The sequence below is a fragment of the Adhaeribacter sp. genome, assembly GCF_057359045.1.
In genome coordinates this window covers 1-16,997 of the sequence record NZ_JBMQUD010000051.1, presented here as the reverse complement: position 1 = coordinate 16,997, position 16,997 = coordinate 1, and the positions used below count along the sequence as shown (strand labels likewise).

16 protein-coding genes and 1 pseudogene are annotated in these 16,997 nt (G+C 41.6%); 9 read left to right on the top strand and 8 right to left on the bottom strand.

Annotation, left to right across the window (positions count from 1 at the left end; genetic code table 11):
* The 3 genes and pseudogenes from ACO1R6_RS09200 to ACO1R6_RS09190 form a co-directional block, all read right to left on the bottom strand.
* Window positions 1-248 (bottom strand): annotated as a pseudogene (locus ACO1R6_RS09200) (asparagine synthetase B); the annotation flags it as partial.
* A gap of 274 nt (window positions 249-522) precedes the next feature.
* Window positions 523-1,272: a Mut7-C RNAse domain-containing protein gene (locus ACO1R6_RS09195; RefSeq protein WP_486264116.1), complete on the bottom strand. Its 750-nt coding sequence runs from the start codon at window positions 1,270-1,272 to the stop codon at window positions 523-525.
* 65 nt (window positions 1,273-1,337) lie between these two features.
* On the bottom strand, window positions 1,338-1,835 hold the full coding sequence (locus ACO1R6_RS09190) for an ankyrin repeat domain-containing protein (protein ID WP_486264114.1): 498 nt from the start codon (window positions 1,833-1,835) through the stop codon (window positions 1,338-1,340).
* 312 nt (window positions 1,836-2,147) lie between these two features.
* Here ACO1R6_RS09190 and ACO1R6_RS09185 point away from each other — a divergent pair, with 312 nt between their 5' ends.
* Window positions 2,148-4,256 carry a M13 family metallopeptidase gene (locus ACO1R6_RS09185; protein ID WP_486264112.1) on the top strand — a complete coding sequence of 703 codons (2,109 nt, stop codon included), beginning with the start codon at window positions 2,148-2,150 and terminating at the stop codon, window positions 4,254-4,256.
* A 62-nt stretch (window positions 4,257-4,318) separates the two neighbouring features.
* Here the strand turns inward: ACO1R6_RS09185 and ACO1R6_RS09180 are convergent, their stop codons facing one another.
* Window positions 4,319-4,762, bottom strand: coding sequence for a DUF2267 domain-containing protein (locus tag ACO1R6_RS09180; RefSeq protein ID WP_486264110.1), 444 nt, complete (start codon window positions 4,760-4,762; stop codon window positions 4,319-4,321).
* 241 nt (window positions 4,763-5,003) lie between these two features.
* Window positions 5,004-5,513 (bottom strand): GAF domain-containing protein, encoded by a 510-nt coding sequence (locus tag ACO1R6_RS09175; protein WP_486264108.1) that lies wholly within the window; start codon window positions 5,511-5,513, stop codon window positions 5,004-5,006.
* Window positions 5,514-5,945: 432 nt separating this feature from the next.
* Between ACO1R6_RS09175 and ACO1R6_RS09170 the strand changes: the two genes are divergently transcribed.
* Window positions 5,946-6,242 (top strand): hypothetical protein, encoded by a 297-nt coding sequence (locus ACO1R6_RS09170; RefSeq protein ID WP_486264107.1) that lies wholly within the window; start codon window positions 5,946-5,948, stop codon window positions 6,240-6,242.
* Window positions 6,243-6,633: 391 nt separating this feature from the next.
* Entirely contained in the window at window positions 6,634-6,885 is a 252-nt protein-coding gene (locus ACO1R6_RS09165; protein WP_486264105.1) for a hypothetical protein, read from the top strand.
* A gap of 51 nt (window positions 6,886-6,936) precedes the next feature.
* On the opposite strand, the gene ACO1R6_RS09160 is transcribed toward ACO1R6_RS09165, so the two are convergent.
* Window positions 6,937-8,016, bottom strand: coding sequence for a zinc-binding metallopeptidase family protein (locus ACO1R6_RS09160; protein WP_486264104.1), 1,080 nt, complete (start codon window positions 8,014-8,016; stop codon window positions 6,937-6,939).
* Window positions 8,017-8,393: 377 nt separating this feature from the next.
* Window positions 8,394-8,867: a MaoC family dehydratase gene (locus ACO1R6_RS09155; RefSeq protein WP_486264102.1), complete on the bottom strand. Its 474-nt coding sequence runs from the start codon at window positions 8,865-8,867 to the stop codon at window positions 8,394-8,396.
* A 402-nt stretch (window positions 8,868-9,269) separates the two neighbouring features.
* Between ACO1R6_RS09155 and ACO1R6_RS09150 the strand changes: the two genes are divergently transcribed.
* The 3 genes from ACO1R6_RS09150 (at window position 9,270) to treF (ending at window position 12,332) form a co-directional block, all read left to right on the top strand.
* Window positions 9,270-9,800 (top strand): glycine zipper domain-containing protein, encoded by a 531-nt coding sequence (locus ACO1R6_RS09150; protein WP_486264100.1) that lies wholly within the window; start codon window positions 9,270-9,272, stop codon window positions 9,798-9,800.
* A 139-nt stretch (window positions 9,801-9,939) separates the two neighbouring features.
* The gene (locus ACO1R6_RS09145) at window positions 9,940-10,434 is read left to right on the top strand and encodes a YybH family protein (protein WP_486264099.1); all 495 of its coding nucleotides are present in this window, start codon (window positions 9,940-9,942) and stop codon (window positions 10,432-10,434) included.
* A 284-nt stretch (window positions 10,435-10,718) separates the two neighbouring features.
* The gene (treF, locus tag ACO1R6_RS09140) at window positions 10,719-12,332 is read left to right on the top strand and encodes an alpha,alpha-trehalase TreF (RefSeq protein ID WP_486264097.1); all 1,614 of its coding nucleotides are present in this window, start codon (window positions 10,719-10,721) and stop codon (window positions 12,330-12,332) included.
* 335 nt (window positions 12,333-12,667) lie between these two features.
* Here the strand turns inward: treF and ACO1R6_RS09135 are convergent, their stop codons facing one another.
* Window positions 12,668-13,207: a DUF1003 domain-containing protein gene (locus tag ACO1R6_RS09135; RefSeq protein WP_486264095.1), complete on the bottom strand. Its 540-nt coding sequence runs from the start codon at window positions 13,205-13,207 to the stop codon at window positions 12,668-12,670.
* Between the two features lie 296 nt (window positions 13,208-13,503).
* Here ACO1R6_RS09135 and lepA point away from each other — a divergent pair, with 296 nt between their 5' ends.
* From lepA to ACO1R6_RS09120, 3 genes are all read left to right on the top strand, one after another.
* Entirely contained in the window at window positions 13,504-15,291 is a 1,788-nt protein-coding gene (lepA, locus tag ACO1R6_RS09130) for a translation elongation factor 4 (protein ID WP_486264094.1), read from the top strand.
* Between the two features lie 85 nt (window positions 15,292-15,376).
* Window positions 15,377-16,258 (top strand): bifunctional 5,10-methylenetetrahydrofolate dehydrogenase/5,10-methenyltetrahydrofolate cyclohydrolase, encoded by an 882-nt coding sequence (locus ACO1R6_RS09125; RefSeq protein ID WP_486264092.1) that lies wholly within the window; start codon window positions 15,377-15,379, stop codon window positions 16,256-16,258.
* A 7-nt stretch (window positions 16,259-16,265) separates the two neighbouring features.
* Window positions 16,266-16,919, top strand: coding sequence for a 7-carboxy-7-deazaguanine synthase QueE (locus ACO1R6_RS09120; protein ID WP_486264090.1), 654 nt, complete (start codon window positions 16,266-16,268; stop codon window positions 16,917-16,919).
* Window positions 16,920-16,997: the final 78 nt, after the last annotated feature.

The following is a 16,997-nucleotide window of genomic DNA, read 5'->3' as shown; positions in this document are numbered from 1 at the left end:
CTGTAACTTACCCCACGGGCTACCAACTCACTTTCTAAAGCCGGTAAATGCTTAAAAGCAAAGCTGCCGCCCCGGTAGTTGAGCAGCCAGTCTACTTCCTGTTGTTGCTGCAGCACCCAATAAGCCACCCCGTACGCTTTCAGGTGATTTTTCTGCGATTCGTCCATGGGCACAAATAATTCGGTGCCCGAAACTTTAAAAACAACAAAACAATATAAAAATAGGCAGAGTACAAGTCGGTTGCTCATAACTAAAAGCCTTTATTGGGTTAAAACTAATTGCATAATTTAGATTTTATTTCTTTAAATTGTTTAGGGCGGAGATAATATTTTTTTCTTTTAAAGTACTTATAACGAATTTTTTACGCCGAGGTATAACGAAGAGTTATATTAAATTAATTTATTATTTCCTTCTAAAAGGTAAATAATATTCGCACCATTTTATTTAAATAATGCTTCTTAATTTTTCTCCGGTAAGTAGTTTAATAATGGGAGTGGCATACAAATATATTATTTGGTGCCATTAGTAAGCGGAGGGTAATATTTTAGCAATTTCAGATAACATGTGCTCGTAATGAGAGCCTTTCCAGTAGATGCGCTGGCAATTGGGGCACCGGTAAAACTCCTCGAAATAAATTTTGGTTTTAGGCGGCAGTTGTGCCAAAACCTCATCTTTTTCTACGGCCCTGATTAAGCCATTGCACGCCAAACAGCGGGTAAGCGGCCGACAACTTTGTACCAACGAAAAATACGTTAATACTTCTTTGAGCTGGTCGGGTGGGTGAGAAGCACGTAGCCAATAACCCCATTGAATAATTTTTTGCTTTAATAAACCTACATCGCGGGTTAAAACAATGCGGTGCTCTGCGGCCGCAATTTTAGCAATTGTTTCATCGGTATAATTATTCTGGTAAGCGGTATCGAACCCCAGCAAGCGTAAAGATTTAGCTAGTTTGCCCAGGTGTACATCCAGTACAAACGAGGGTTGGGGCGGCAGAGCCGGTCGTAAAGCATACGCAGGTGGTATGTCTTCAGCCATGTGCTGCGGAAAAACTTCTACCACATCCTGGTTTTGCAAAGGCTGGTAAAAATCTGCGGGTTTATGGTTGATGCATATTAGTGCCACTTCGGGGTGGGGTATACCCAAAGCCTCAATGGCATCTTTCACGGCCGGCGCAAACTCAAAAGAATAAAGTATAGGTTTATGGCGCTGGTGTTTCCGCAAGAAATCGTTTAAGTTGCCACCAAACCGAAAGCTTGCTGTTCTCCGCATAATTATGAGGGCTGCCCGCTAAAGATCAAAAAAGAGTTAAGTTCCGGGTTAAAAGAGCCTGAAATTTACGCCGGGTTCTGTTCCGTTAATAATTTAATGGCCTCGTCATTGCCTTGCTGGTAAGCCAAATCTAAAGCCGAAAGGCCGCGTTTATCCTGGATAGTGGCATTGGCATTGTGCGCCAACAGGAGCTTGGCCATATTATTGCGGCCAAATATTACGGCAAACATTAGAGCCGTACCGCCGTTGCCATTCTGCATATTTAAATCGGCTCCGTTATTAATTAATAATTGACCGATTTCGGGATAACCTTTAAAAGAAACGCCCATTAAAGCCGTATTACCGCTATAATCCTGGAAATTAGTGTCGGCACCGGCTTGCAGCAAAAATTGCGTTGCTTTCAGGTGCCCATCGTAAGCCGCTACAATTAATGGCGTAAAGCCGCGACCATCCTGGTAATTTACATTTACACCTTCCTGCAGCAATTCTCTTAATAAAGAAACATTGCCTTTACGGGCAGCATCAATCATTAAATCTTCGGGTCGGTCAGAACTAAAAGACATGGTTTTGTTCGTTAGGTTTTTATCAGATAATTGGCTTACGGTAAACAACCGATTGCGGCTGCATTTTTATAAATAATTAAAGCAGTGGTTTTATGCATTAGTAAACCGCAATAAAAGCGATTAATATAATCTGAATGCTTGCTTTGGGAAGGGAAAAAAATAATCTGGGTTAAAGGGAATAATTACAGGATAATGCATGTTAAGTGTCTGAATGAAATTACCCCCTGAAATTCTCGGGTGAATAACTTAAATTTGCAGTTATTATAATTTATTCCTTCATCGTTTTTATCATTTTCAATTACCCAATCAAACATGAGTTTAAAAGTTAGAAGATGCAAGCAGCCATTGCCCGCCGGCAATAAGGTGTTTGGTCTTAAAAACAAAGTTAAATTTTTATTTCTCGGTGCTGCGGCTCTGTATAACCTCGAAGCTTCGGCCCAGATGGCGATGCAACCAACCGGTAAAACGCCTTTCATCGATAAAAATAATATGGATGTAAGCGTAAAGCCCGGCAATGATTTTTACCAGTACGCCAGCGGCAACTGGATCAAAAACAACCCGGTGCCGGCCAAAGAAACGCGGTGGGGCAGCTTTAATGTTTTACGCGATTTTAACATTAATGCGGTTAAAGGTATCTTGAACGATGCTGCTCAGAACAAAAATGCCGCTTCCGGTTCTGTAGAAAAACGTGTCGGCGATTTTTATGCGGCCGGTATGGACAGTGTAGCTATTGATAAATTAGGCTATACACCTATTAAAGCCGATTTACAAAAAGTAAATTCCATTAAAGACCTGAATGGCATATTAACGCACGCAGCTAATTTGCGGACCTCGGGTATTGCTTCGCCGTTTTTTGGTTTTTATGTGGGCCAGGACCGGAAGAACCCGAACAAAATGGTGCCACAACTGAGCCAGGGCGGAACCACTTTGCCCGACCGCGATTATTATTTAAAGAATGATGCCCGCAGCACTAAAATTCAAGGTGCTTACAAAACGTACATTACCAAATTATTTACCTTAACCGGTGTACCGCAGGCTGCAGCTGAGAAAAATGCCGAGACCATTTTTAACTTGGAGAAAAAAATGGCGGCCTCGCAAATGAGCCGGGTAGAAATGCGCGACCCATACAAAACTTACAATAAGTTTGCCGTAGCCGAATTTTCTAAAACTACCAGCCAAGTTAACTGGAAAGATTATTTAGGAAAACTCAAAGTAGCGGGTCAGGATACGCTATTGGTTAACTCGCCGCAGTTTTTTGCAGATTTTAATAATTTATTAACGGCTACCCCGGTTGCCGACTGGAAAACGTATTTGCAGTGGAATATTTTAAAATCTTCGGCCCCGTACCTGAGTACGCCTTTTGTTGAAGCGAACTTTGCGTTTACCCAAGCCATAACCGGCCAGCGGGTACAAACGCCGCGTTGGCAGCGCATGTCGTCGTTAACCGACAATACCATTGGCGAATTGCTGGGACAATTGTACGTGCAAAAGTATTTTAAGCCTGAGGCAAAAGCCCGCATGGAAGAGCTAATTGGCAACCTGGTTAAAGCTTACGAAATACGGATTAAAAATTTGGATTGGATGAGCCCGGTTACCAAAGAAAAAGCTTTGGCTAAGCTGCATGCTTTCCGGCCCAAAGTAGGTTACCCCGATAAATGGAAAAATTACGAAGGTTTACAAATTAACCGTAAAACTTATTTCCAGAATGTGCGCAATGCCGGCGTTTGGGCTTACAACGACATGATTGGCCAATTGGGTAAACCAGTAGACCGCACCAAATGGGGCATGACACCGCCCACTGTTAATGCCTACTACAGCCCTGTTATGAACGAGATTGTTTTCCCGGCTGGTATTTTGCAGTTTCCGTTCTTTGACCCCAACGCCGATGATGCCGTGAATTACGGCGGAATAGGTGCGGTAATCGGTCACGAAATATCGCACGGTTTCGACGATTCTGGTAGCCAGTACGACAAAGATGGCACCCTGCGCAACTGGTGGACTCCAGAAGATTTAGCGCGGTTTAAAGAAAAAGCAACGGCCTTGCAAAAACAATACGATGCCTATACGGTATTAGATACCATTCATGTAAACGGTAAACTTACTTTAGGCGAAAATATTGGTGACTTGGGTGGTTTAAACGCCGCTTACGAAGCCTTTAAAATGACCAAACAAGGCAAATCGAACGAAAAAATTGATGGTTTTACGCCGGATCAACGTTTCTTTTTATCGTGGGCCCAGGTTTGGCGAGGCAATATTTTACCCGAAAGTGCCGCTCAGTTAATATTAACCGATCCACACTCGCCCGGCGAATACCGCACCATTGGCGCACCCGTTAACATGGATGCCTGGTACGAAGCCTTTAATGTACAACCCGGCGATAAGCTGTACCGCAAACCAGCCGATCGCATCAGGCTCTGGTAATATTTAAGTTTATAAAAAAAGCCGCTTATCATTTATAAGCGGCTTTTTTATTTTAATGTATACTAGATTTGATGATTTATGACTTCGGGTTTAATTTCGCGGTGCAAGGCATTTTCCAGTTTATCGTATTGGCCCGGCGATAATAATTCGTGCAAAGCCTGCATTACGCCTTCAAAAGCTATTTTGGCCGACTCCAGCGTTTTAAGATCTTTTGTTTCGGACAATACATCTTTGGAGCGGATAAACTCCAGCCATTGATCTTCGTGCCTGATTTTCTCGGGATGATGATCGGGCCGGTAGCCGTCGTAGTAAATGCCTTTCCAGATAATAGGCAATTGGGCCCCTAAATGCGCCGCTTCGCCGGCTGGTAACCGGTCCCGGAGGGCATGCAGCACCGCCCGGAATATGCGGCCGGCCTGGTTGCGATCGGGTACGCCTAAATGTTCAGAAACCTTGTGCAGCCAGGTATTGGCTTTGGTTTGGTAATCCTCAAAATTTAAAGACATATAAAGAAGTTTAATGAAGTTTAAGCCTGCAATACCAATCCTTTAAATAAATAAAAACGCTGTTGCGGGCAATTCTAAAACGGAATACCTGCTTGGCGCACCCTGTAAAGGGTTTACAAAACTAAAAAGACAATTTAGAAATTAACCTTAATACGTTCGTGTACATCAAAAGTGTTTAAAAAAACAAAAAGTATAACCTGTTTGTCGGGCTGAGTAGTTATGCATTAAATAAGTAAAATTATTAGGTACAGAGCCGACGTTTTATTTCAGTCATGGCCTCGCTGGCAAAAGCTTCTAATGTTTTTTGATCATCGGAGGTAAATGGACGTGGTGTTTTGTCGATAATGCAAACGGCTCCTATCCGGAAACCATCCGGCGTTTTAATGGGAGCACCGGCATAAAACCTTAAGCCAAAATCGCTGGCTACAAATGGGTTAGATAGTAAGCAAGGCTCTTTTAAAGCATCGTAAATTAAAGTAACTTCTTCTTGCAGTACTACCAGCGAACATAAGCTATCGTGCCGCGGAACCTCGGTTATATTTTCTAGCCCTACACTGCTTTTGTACCAAACCCGGTATTTATCTACTAAAGAAATAAGGGCAATAGGGGTGTTAAAATGCTCAGCGGCACGCAAGGCAATATTATTAAAAGCTGTTTCGGGCTGACTATCCAGAATATTATAACCATTCAACTTTTCCAGCCGCAATGTTTCATTAACCGGAATAGCGTGTAATAAACCTGTATGTACCATCCTCTAGTGTGTCAGCTTCCTTTGATTCTTCAATTTAGTTAACAAATTAAATTAAACGAAGAATTTATTTCGAAAAGTTAAATCAAGAAATTGTTATCAATTATAAAGTAAATCAGACCATTACCAAACATGATTATACTTACAAGTACTAAGTTTTTATTTAACCTAAGCGAAATAGCCGGTGATTGTGCCCTGATTCTCAATATTAAAGCTGTTTAACCACTACTTTATTCATTTCTGGTTAAGTATAAGTATTTATTTTATTTAGGGTAATTATGGATTTATTTTATACAGCTTAAATCCGAGTATTTCGAAAAAATAAAAAAAATTATATAAAAATATTTGTTTGGGAAATTATTAAATTATTAATTTACCTAGAATTTAAAACAGAGCAATAATTCTTAGTTCAAGCAAATAAAATATAAAAATACCATGAAGAAATTATTTACAAACGTTATTAAAACTTTTTTGCCTAAGTACGAAGTAGTTTGCACAAATTACCAGCTCATACCGGGTTTTCCGGTAAACCGGCACGAGTTGCGGCACCAGTTTGATAAAGGTGCTGCCGAAGAAGCTTTGGCTTTTTACGGAAAAGTAATTTCTTCGGAAATGACCAAAACCATGGCGCCAGTAGAAATTCATCTGAAAAAACGTGGTCGGACTATCCAGACGGTACAATACGGTCCGGTTGAAGAACTTAAACTGTTTAACATGGTTGCGGCTAAATAATTTGATTTTATCAACCTTAATACGAGGGGCCCAGCTTATAAAAAGAGCGGGGCCTTTTTCTTTTATATGTATTCAAAATCCAGCAGAATGAATGCTTTAGGTGCTCGGTAGAAATAATGATTGTTATAAAATATTAAATTATTGCTAATGCAAGAAAGGTATTTATAGAATTAAATACAGGATAATGTATTTGAATCTTGTAATTTATTTATGTAGCATAAAGCACCAAGTTGTATATTAGTCAAAATTAGCTGCTACTGAGTTATTTTGGTAATTAGATATAAAATAAAAATGGCGCATAAGAAAATTTTGATTTTGCCAAGTTTATTGGCCTGAGATTTTAGAAATTTCGTATACCGGTTTACAAGTATAAGAAAGAACGTAGAAGTTTATGACCGAGCCTCAATTACCCATAACGTTAAATCACACCTCCATTTCGCAATTAATGGCGCAAACTGAACTAGCTTTAAGCCAGGAGCCCTTGCCAGATAATAAGAAAGCGGCTTTGCAAAATTTAAAATCAGCCTTAACCGCGGTGTTGCCGTTTATGCCGCCGGCCACCGCAACTAACACCAACGAAGTTGAGTTGGAAAATGAAATTAGGGAGGAGATTGTAATTGCCGGTGCTAACGAAAATGGCTGACGGTTACAATATTTTGTTTAGCTAAGTAAGTAAAAGGTTGGGAAAATGTTGCTAAGCTATTTTTTTGTTTTTTGCGGCAAAAACCACATCATGTATAAAACTTAGCTTTTCAACTACTTTGGGCCGGATAACAAACGGGTAAGGGTCGGGTAGGCCCATGCTGCGGTTTAAGCTGTTCATGGCAAAAGTAAGCGGTAGCCATAAATTAAGCATATCTTTAAAATTCTGCAGTTCGTACGGGTCTTGTCTTATTTCGGCCGAAAGCATAACGGGTTCGGCAATGCCGGGCCGCACGCTTAAACCAAACGCGTAAGCTGTTTCCAGAGTGTCAATAATATGTAAATAATGGGCCCAGGTTTCGGCCCAATCTTCCCAGGGATGCGCGGTAGCGTAGGCACTAATGTAACTTAAATCCCAATTAGGTGGAGGCCCTTGTTCGTAATGCCTTTTTAAAGCCTGGCTATAATCCTGGGTTTCATCGCCGAATATTTGCCGGAAGGCAGCCAGGTTTTCAGTTTCAAATATTAATCTTTCCCAGTAATAATGGCCTACTTCGTGCCGGAAATGGCCCAGTACGGTCCGGTAAACTTCTTCCATGGCCCGCCGCGCCATTTCGCGTTTTAAGTCATCGGCTTCGGCAATATTTATGGTAATTAAGCCATTGGCATGCCCGGTAAGTACCCGCTGATTACCATAGACCGGTTCATCGGCCATAAAATCAAAAGTTAATCCTTTTTCGGGATTTGTCGCCTTACTTATTACAGGTAATTTTAAGCGCAGCAAGGTATAAATTAACCGGTGTTTAGCCGTCTCTAATGTATGCCAGCGTGCTTTGTACTCGGCTTGGCTTAAATCCGGAATAGTGCGGTTTAAAGAACAAGCCAGGCAAAACGGCGATTCCTGGTGTTCGGGTACTAGCCAATTGCACACGTTATACTGGTGGTTGTAGCAATAGCGGTATAAATGGGTATCCTGGTCGTCGTAAGTCCAGTAGGTATTTTCGCCCATTTTCAAAAGCGGCAATAACTGCAAGCTTGCGGCCTCAAACCCTAATGTATACCCGCACTTTTCGCAATAGCTGTTTTCAAAATACAACATTTGCCCGCAGTGGGTGCATTTAAATATTTTCATCGGTAAGGTAGCTTTAATTGGGTTCGAGCTATTCTTGGTGTTTGGAGCCAAGCCCTCTACGGTTCTAGACACATATTGTTAACCCGACTCACCAAATTGCTCTGGGCGGCTTTTACACCAGGGTTCTAATAGCTTGCGTATTCCGGTTATCGAAGAAATATAAAAGCTGCTTCGGTTAACTTAACCGTAGCAAATGTGAGAAAACTGGAAAAACTAACCTCCCTGGAAATATTAGAATAGATGAATAAATTATATAAAACCCGAATCAATTATTAGTAATCGGTAAATAATTAATTCGGGTTTTATATTCCAGCGTTTACCAAAATTTAAGATTGCATTTAGTGCGCTTTAAGCGTAAAGGCTTTAAATTATATCTATTATGCTTCCGGATGGAAATGGTATAAAAAGGTTATTATTCCGGTGTAGGCAGGTTTGGGATTATCTTTGATTTCTAAAGTTACTTGAATTTGGGCTTTGGCAATACCCCTTAAATTTTTAATGGAAAGCAAGTTGGCTTTTAAGCGCACCTGGCTATTTACGGCTACCGCTTGGTTAAACCGCAAATTTTCAATTTCATAATTTACCTGCATTTTCAGGTTTTGGATTTCTACAATCTGGTTCCACAAAAAAGGCAACAGCGATACCGTTAAATACCCGTGGGCAATAGTATGGCCAAACGGCGATTCGGTTTTGGCTTTTTCCGCATCGAGGTGTATCCACTGGAAATCGAGCGTAGCCTCGGCAAATTTATTTATTTGCTCCTGGGTAATTGTGTGGTACGCCGATGTGCCTAGTTCCTGGCCTTCGTAGGCCTGAAAGCTTTCTAAATTATGTATAATTATCTGGCTCATAAATTTATTTTGGTAGTTGGTAGGTTTAGTGCCTTTTGTAGTTAAACAAAGGCTAAAGTAACAAAAACGGTTTTGCTTCTACAAAATAACCAAGCCAGTAAGGGTAAATAGCCGGTTTTAGTAATAAATAGCAGACTTGTAAAATTTTCTGTGTTGGGTTACAAGCTGGCTTTAACAAAATAAATTCTGTATGCCCATTCAAAATAACTTAAGGTAAAAAATAGCTTTAGAGCTTGTGTAACCGTTTTTTTAGGTAAATACAAAAAATATTTAGCCAGAACCAAACCTTATAAATGTTTATATAGTAGAAGGCTAATGTTTCTAAAAAATTTGTTGTGGCATGATGCTTGCAAATTGACAAATTAGTAATGAGTAATATCTGAAACTATAAAATTTATGGTTATGAAAAAGTTAAGTTTAATATTATCGTTGGTTATGTTTTTTACGATAACTTTTAACCACAACAGCGTGGCCCAGTGGAGTCCGCAAGCTAAAGGTACCGTTATAGGTGCTGGTACGGGTGCTGCAGCCGGTGCTATTATACATAAACGTAATCGTGTGGTAGGGGGTGTTGTTGGTGGGGTGGCCGGTGGTGCGGCTGGTTATGCCATTGGTAAGCACAAAGACAATAAAAATAAAGAAGCCGCCCGCGTAGCTGCTGCCAACCGGGCCGCCGCCGAAAGAGCCGCTGCAGCTAACCGAGCTGCTTCTACCAAAGTTGCCTCACGTACTACTAAACAAAGCAGTCCGGAAAAAGCCCAGCCGGTTGCCAATACCGCGCAAGGTTTTGCCGCTGCTCCCGGTGCCTTAGTGGCCAGCAACGCCGCTAACCCCATGCAGCAAATTTTAAACGCCGGTTATTTACCTAACCACGACTACGGCGATACCTCTAAACCGTATCATACCTCTGAAGTCAGAAGGAAAAGCTGGTAAATAATTTTGCCGTAACCCGGGCTGGCTCCGCTGGAGTGGTCCGGGTTACGGGTTATACAAAAAACTGGTGCTACTGGTAACTTACCCGATAACCCGGAAAACCAGGTTAAAACTCAATCCTACCAATCCTAAAAAAATTATGAAAACGAACATGCAAACATACGCCCGGTTTTTAAGAGTAAGCAGTTTTGCTTTGCTTTTGAGTTTAGCCGTAATGGGCTGTAATAAACCGGCCGCCGAAACCGTAAGTGTATCGGATTTAAACAAAGAATTTATAAGCGCCTGGAATAATAAAGACACAGAAAAGGTAATTTCTTTTCTGGCCGAAGATGTCCATTTTTTACAAGGCGAAACCCATTTTAAAGGCAAGGCCGAAGTAGCTGATAAATGGGTAAAAGCAACCTCTAATACCATCAGCGATTTAAAGACCAATGTAGTTAGCTCCGGAACAGATAACCAAATGGCCTACGAAGCAGGTACTTTTTCGGTAGATGTAATGCCCCAAAGTCCTGAAGAGCCGCAGGCATTTGGCGAAGGCAATTTTATGCTGTTATGGAAAAAAGGGAGCGATAATACCTGGAAACTCAGTTATGCCCAACTAGAAGACTTGCCCCTTGAGGCCCGCGGCCGGTAATTGATACAATTATAATTGAGATGTTTTTTAAAGTTGGCTGAAGTTTTTTGGCCAACTTATTTTTTTAAACCTGATTATAAAATATTTATTCAGCAGCTGTTATAAGCAAATGCACCAATAAACGATATTGCTTACTCAATGGCTTAAAACCTCATTATTTTATAGTTAATAGTATAAAGTAACAAGCTGAAAACCACTGGCTATTAAATTTAAAGAAAAATATTACTTTACTTCCTTGGTTTATAGCCGTACAACAATCCAAAATTTATTAATCCTTAATTAATATGTTTGGCAACCTGCTGTTAACACTTCCGGCCCATATTGCATTTACTGATTCTGGCACTTGGGCATTGGGTGTTTCTCTTTTGTTAATGTTTTTGTTGCAATATTTAGCCGATAACGAACAAATAAGGCCAGAAGAACAATTTGGCGAACTTTTTAAAGCGGTACAGATCAAAGGAATATTCAAGGATTCTAAAACTTTTCCGGACTGTATACCGGTTTTGGCTCCGGAATTAATTATGGAAGCCTACGAAGCTCAAAAAGATAATCCCGATTTTGATTTGAAAGCTTTTGTATTGCAAAACTTTAAGCTGCCAGCCGAACCTGCTAATAATTTTACTTCTGATTCGGATTTGCCCATTACTGAACATATAAATAAACTCTGGCCCATTCTTACCCGGCCGGCCGTAAACGATTATAGTTCGCGCATTCATTTACCGCACCCGTACATTGTGCCGGGAGGCCGGTTTCGCGAAATATATTATTGGGATAGCTATTTTACCATGTTGGGTCTGCAGGAAAGCGGCGAACATGAGCTGATTGAGCAAATGGTCGATAATTTTACTTACCTGATTTATACGGTCGGACACATTCCTAACGGCAATCGCAGCTATTATAATTCGCGTTCGCAGCCACCTTGTTATGCCCTTATGCTTAAATTATTAAGTGAAATAAAAGGCGACAGTGTTTGGCGGACCTACGGCCCGGCCTTAAAAAAAGAATACGATTTCTGGATGGATGGGGCGGAAACCTTAACGGCAGAAAACCCGGCATACCGGCGGGTGGTGCGGCTACCCGATGGTTGCATCTTAAACCGGTATTACGACGATTGCGCTGCGCCCCGCCCCGAATCTTACATAGAAGATGTGGCTGCCGCCCGTTTTAGTCCGCAAGAACCCGAAGAATTATTCCGCCACATCCGGGCCGGCGCCGAATCGGGCTGGGATTTTAGTAGTCGCTGGTTTGCCGACGGCAAAACTATGGAAACCATTCGTACCTGCGATTTGATTCCGGTAGATTTAAATTGCCTGATGTATAATATGGAATTTACGTTGGCGGGCATTGCAGAAATGGATGGGGATAATAGCCAAATGGAATATTTTCGGGATAAAGCCACCAGGAGAAAACGAGCTATTCATAAATATTGCTGGAGTGCCAAGCAGCATTTTTTTATGGATTATGATTTTAAAACCAATCACCATACCACAGCCTTGACTTTGGCGGCCGTATATCCGCTCTTTTTTCACATAGCCTTACCCAAACAAGCCGAGTGCGTGGCTTTAAAACTGGATAGTGATTTTTTAAAACCAGGAGGCCTGGTTACTACCCTTAACCATACGCATGAACAATGGGATGCTCCCAATGGCTGGGCCGCTTTGCAGTGGCTGGCTATACAAGGGTTGCGGCATTACGGCTACATTGGGTTGGCCAACCGCATTAAAGACCGCTGGATTCAGTTAAATATCGAAATCTATAAAGCTACTGGTAAACTGGTTGAAAAATACAATGTTGAAGAACCCCAAGCTCCGGCGGGTGGCGGCGAATATGCTTTGCAAGATGGCTTTGGCTGGACCAATGGTGTTTTGCTTAAATTACTCTGTGAAAAAGAAATTTAGCTCTTTTTAATTTATTTTAACCACTCTGATTCGGGATAAAAGCACTTTAACGTTAATGTGAATAGCTTGTTCATACATTGATTTTATTCAAAAATACTTATTGGTTTAACAGCGCTGCGCAACTTAATATGTATCAGGCCATATTCTGAGGAGTAACATTTGAGTTATCTTGGTCATTCGCTATTTAACCCAAGAAAAAAAATTTTCTGAACCCCTAAATTTGAGGAAGAACAGAAATTCACCTAAACCAGATTTACTCGTTAATTTTTATATAAGTAGATTGAGACTTTTTGCAAGTGTTTCAGGGCGACCGCAGTTCACTTGTTCCTTTAATCTTAAGCTTCTTTTTGCATGGTATTTTCGTGCTGCTCCATTGTATCTAAAACCTTTTCCGGATGTACGTCTTTCTCTAATTCTACCAGCTCCGGATTGTGGGCTTCTTCAATATTTAACTTTTTAGCAATTGCACTTACCAACGTAACCAGGCGGGTAATTTCATGTTCCGATAATAAACTTACCTGCAAATCCAAATTGGCCCGTTTATCGGCTTGAGTTGCCATACGGTTCTGACTTATCAAAACAAACGTCGACAGGAAAATTGCTTCTACCGACGCAAACATAGCCAAAACAACAAAAGAAGGGTCGAATGGCTTAATACCTAACCAACCCAGATTTAAAATTATCCATAAGCCAAAAAGACATAAATGGATATAAACAAAGGCCATACTGCCGGTAAAGCTGGTTACCAGATCAGCAATGCGGTCGGCGGTAGTTTTGTGGCGGGCTTCTTCCTGCTGTCGATTTAATAAAGCGTTAATATTCCGCTCTACAATTTTGGCCATGTGGCCGTTGTGTCTATTTTCCTGCTGCTCCATTTCCAATCTATATTAAACAGATAGTAGCGCTTTATACGCGCTTGTACCGTGCTTGTACAGCCGGAATTAAATTTTTTTTAATTTATTTCTGTCCAGAATGGCTGACCTGGGATCTAAAGCAAGAACCTATACCACTTTCTGCCGGAAAACAACATTTTCAGAAGAGTTCTAATGGAAATTTTCTAAAATCCAGCTTTAAAAAGCAGATAAATATTGGGCAATAAATGGGGCGCTTTATTTTTTAATACGTTTAATATAAGCATAATTCTTACCTTTGTATTTCGTTAAAAGCTTATATGAAGAACATTCGTAATTTTTGTATTATAGCGCATATAGATCACGGTAAAAGCACACTGGCCGACCGTTTATTGGAATTTACCTCTACGGTAGCGGAGCGGGAAATGCAAGACCAGTTGCTCGATAACATGGATTTGGAGCGGGAGCGGGGTATTACAACCAAGAGCCACGCCATCCAGATGAATTACCACTACAAAGGAGAGGATTATGTTTTAAACCTGATTGACACGCCGGGCCACGTCGACTTTTCTTACGAAGTATCCCGTTCAATTGCGGCTTGCGAAGGCGCGTTGCTCATCGTAGATTCTTCTCAGGGTATTGAGGCCCAAACCATTTCAAACTTATATTTAGCCATTGGCAACGACCTGGAAATTATTCCGGTTCTAAATAAAATAGACCTGCCGCACGCCATGCCGGAAGAAGTTTCCGACGAAATTATCGACTTAATAGGCTGCGACAAGAGCGATATTATTCATGCTTCGGGTAAAGCGGGAATTGGTATTGAAGAAATATTAAATGCCATTTGCGAACGCATTCCGGCCCCTAAAGGCAATCCGGACGCGCCGCTACAGGCTTTAATTTTCGATTCGGTTTTTAACTCTTACCGCGGTATTGAGGTGTATTTCCGGATTATGAACGGCACCCTGAAAAAAGGCGACAAAGTAAAATTTGTAAACACCGGTAAAGTGTATAATGCCGATGAAATAGGCGTGCTTAAATTAAACCAGGAACCGCGCGACGAAATGCAGGCTGGTAATGTGGGTTACCTGATTTCGGGTATTAAAAACGCCAAAGAAGTAAAAGTAGGCGATACCATTACCACCGTAGAAAACCCGACTCAAGAATCTATACAAGGGTTTGAAGAAGTAAAACCTATGGTATTTGCCGGTATTTATCCCGTAGAAACCAGCGAGTTTGAAGAGCTGCGCGGGGCCATGGAAAAACTGCAATTAAACGACGCATCGTTGGTTTGGGAGCCCGAAAGTTCCGTTGCCTTGGGTTTTGGTTTCCGGTGCGGGTTTTTAGGGATGTTGCACATGGAAATTGTGCAGGAACGCCTGGAGCGCGAGTTCGACATGACGGTAATTACTACTGTGCCGAGTGTGCAGTTCAGGGTTTTTTCTACCAAAGGCGACGAGATTACGGTAAATGCGCCCTCAGATATGCCTGAGCCCAATTACATCGACCGCATAGAAGAGCCATTTATTAAAGCCCAGATTATTACTAAATCTGATTACGTGGGTGCCATTATTTCACTCTGTATGGATAAACGGGGCGTAATTAAAAATCAGAATTATTTAACCTCCGAACGGGTTGAAATGGTTTTTGAAATGCCTCTGGCCGAAATTGTGTTCGATTTTTTCGATAAATTAAAAACTATTTCCCGGGGATACGCTTCGCTCGATTACGAATTAATTGGTTTCCGCACTTCGCATCTGGTAAAATTAGACATTATGCTCAACGGCGAAAAGGTTGATGCTCTGAGCGCCATTGTGCACCGCGAAAAAGCGTACGAATGGGGTCGCCGCCTGTGCGAAAAATTAAAAGAATTATTACCGCGCCAAATGTTCGAAATAGCCATTCAGGCCGCTATCGGACAGAAAATTATTTCCCGCGAGACTATTTCGGCACTTCGCAAAAACGTATTGGCTAAGTGTTACGGCGGTGATATTTCGCGGAAGCGGAAGCTCCTGGAAAAGCAGAAAAAAGGTAAAAAACGTATGCGCCAGGTGGGTAACGTAGAAATTCCCCAAGAAGCTTTCCTGGCCGTTTTAAAGCTAGATTAATATCAAAAATCCATGGGCAGCAACAAGCCCATGGATTTTTTACTTAAATATTCCTTATTCTTCATCCCTAATTTATTATTAACAAGTGGAACTCATCGACGGTAAAAAAATATCAGACCAGATTAAAGAAGAAATTGCGGCAGAAGTAGAAAAATTAAAAGCCAGCGGCGATAAAATACCTCACCTGGCAGCCATATTAGTAGGCAACGACGGCGGGAGTATTACTTACGTAAATAACAAAGTACTGGCCTGTGAAAAAGTAGGTTTTAAATCTACTTTAATTCGTTACGAAGACACCGTTACCGAAGAAGAACTTTTGCGCAAAGTAGCCGAAATCAACAACGATCCTGACATTGATGGCTTAATTGTACAGTTGCCTTTGCCCAAACATATTTCGTCGGATAAAGTTACGGAAGCCGTTGCTCCGCAAAAAGATGTAGATGGTTTTCATCCGGTAAACGTAGGCCGCATGGTAGCCAACTTACCGGCGTATTTACCGGCTACTCCGGCCGGTATTCTGGAACTACTTAAACGCTACCAGATAGAAACCAAGGGCAAGCATTGTGTGGTTATTGGCCGTAGCCATATTGTGGGCTCGCCGGTAAGTATTTTATTAGCCAAAAGCGCTTATCCCGGCAACTGTACCGTTACCATAACCCACAGCCATACCCATAACTTAAAAGAAATTTGCTTACAAGCCGATATTATTGTGGCTGCCCTAGGTAAACCCGAATTTGTTACCGCCGATATGGTAAAAGAAGGTGCCGTAGTGATAGATGTGGGAACTACCCGGGTAAAGAGTGATGTTACCAAATCGGGCTTTAAACTAAAAGGCGACGTAAAATTTGATGAAGTGGCACCTAAGTGCAGCTACATTACCCCGGTTCCGGGAGGCGTTGGTCCCATGACAATTGCTTCTTTGTTGCTGAATACTTTAAAATCAGCCAAAAAAGAAGTTTATGCTTAGACTATAATTGGAAAATATAAAAGAAATACCTTTAGCATCTATCAGCACGGTGCCGCCGGATGGAAGCTTTTTGCCGGTAATGGAGGCTTTTTACACCATACAGGGCGAAGGCTTCTATTCTGGGCATGCGGCTTACTTTATTCGTTTAGCGGGTTGCGATGTAGGTTGCCACTGGTGCGATGTAAAAGAATCCTGGGATGCAGAACAGCACCCGTTACTTTCGCTGGACGATATTGTTGCCGGTGCATTAGCTTACCCGGGCAGGTTGGTGGTGATTACCGGCGGTGAACCATTTATTTACAACTTAGCCCCGCTAACTGCTAAGCTAAAAGCCGCTGGGTTTACGATTAATATTGAAACATCGGGCGCTTACCCGTTATCCGGACAAATTGATTGGGTTTGTTTATCGCCTAAAAAATTTAAAAGCCCGGTTCCGGAAATATTAACCCAGGCCCACGAGCTTAAAGTAATTGTTTTTAATCAGAGTGATTTTACCTGGGCCGAATCTTATGCCCAAGCGGTAAAACCGGGTACCAGGCTCTTTCTGCAGCCCGAGTGGAGCCGGCACGCCCAGATGCTTCCCTTAATTATTGAATACGTGAAAACGCATCCGCAATGGCAAATTTCGCTGCAAACGCACAAATACATGAATATTCCGTAAACCGGCGGAGTATCAAACTGCTTTTAACTTATCTTTTATGCTTCTATTATTCAGTAAGTGTTGCCTAACAAGGTAAAT

Bases quoted from the DNA above. Each gene is read 5' to 3' on its own strand.
- ACO1R6_RS09195 (WP_486264116.1), bottom strand. From the start codon at position 1,272: ATGCGGAGAACAGCAAGCTTTCGGTTTGGTGGCAACTTAAACGATTTC.
- ACO1R6_RS09190 (WP_486264114.1), bottom strand. From the start codon at position 1,835: ATGTCTTTTAGTTCTGACCGACCCGAAGATTTAATGATTGATGCTGCC.
- ACO1R6_RS09185 (WP_486264112.1), top strand. From the start codon at position 2,148: ATGAGTTTAAAAGTTAGAAGATGCAAGCAGCCATTGCCCGCCGGCAAT.
- ACO1R6_RS09180 (WP_486264110.1), bottom strand. From the start codon at position 4,762: ATGTCTTTAAATTTTGAGGATTACCAAACCAAAGCCAATACCTGGCTG.
- ACO1R6_RS09175 (WP_486264108.1), bottom strand. From the start codon at position 5,513: ATGGTACATACAGGTTTATTACACGCTATTCCGGTTAATGAAACATTG.
- ACO1R6_RS09170 (WP_486264107.1), top strand. From the start codon at position 5,946: ATGAAGAAATTATTTACAAACGTTATTAAAACTTTTTTGCCTAAGTAC.
- ACO1R6_RS09165 (WP_486264105.1), top strand. From the start codon at position 6,634: ATGACCGAGCCTCAATTACCCATAACGTTAAATCACACCTCCATTTCG.
- ACO1R6_RS09160 (WP_486264104.1), bottom strand. From the start codon at position 8,016: ATGAAAATATTTAAATGCACCCACTGCGGGCAAATGTTGTATTTTGAA.
- ACO1R6_RS09155 (WP_486264102.1), bottom strand. From the start codon at position 8,867: ATGAGCCAGATAATTATACATAATTTAGAAAGCTTTCAGGCCTACGAA.
- ACO1R6_RS09150 (WP_486264100.1), top strand. From the start codon at position 9,270: ATGAAAAAGTTAAGTTTAATATTATCGTTGGTTATGTTTTTTACGATA.
- ACO1R6_RS09145 (WP_486264099.1), top strand. From the start codon at position 9,940: ATGAAAACGAACATGCAAACATACGCCCGGTTTTTAAGAGTAAGCAGT.
- treF (WP_486264097.1), top strand. From the start codon at position 10,719: ATGTTTGGCAACCTGCTGTTAACACTTCCGGCCCATATTGCATTTACT.
- ACO1R6_RS09135 (WP_486264095.1), bottom strand. From the start codon at position 13,207: ATGGAGCAGCAGGAAAATAGACACAACGGCCACATGGCCAAAATTGTA.
- lepA (WP_486264094.1), top strand. From the start codon at position 13,504: ATGAAGAACATTCGTAATTTTTGTATTATAGCGCATATAGATCACGGT.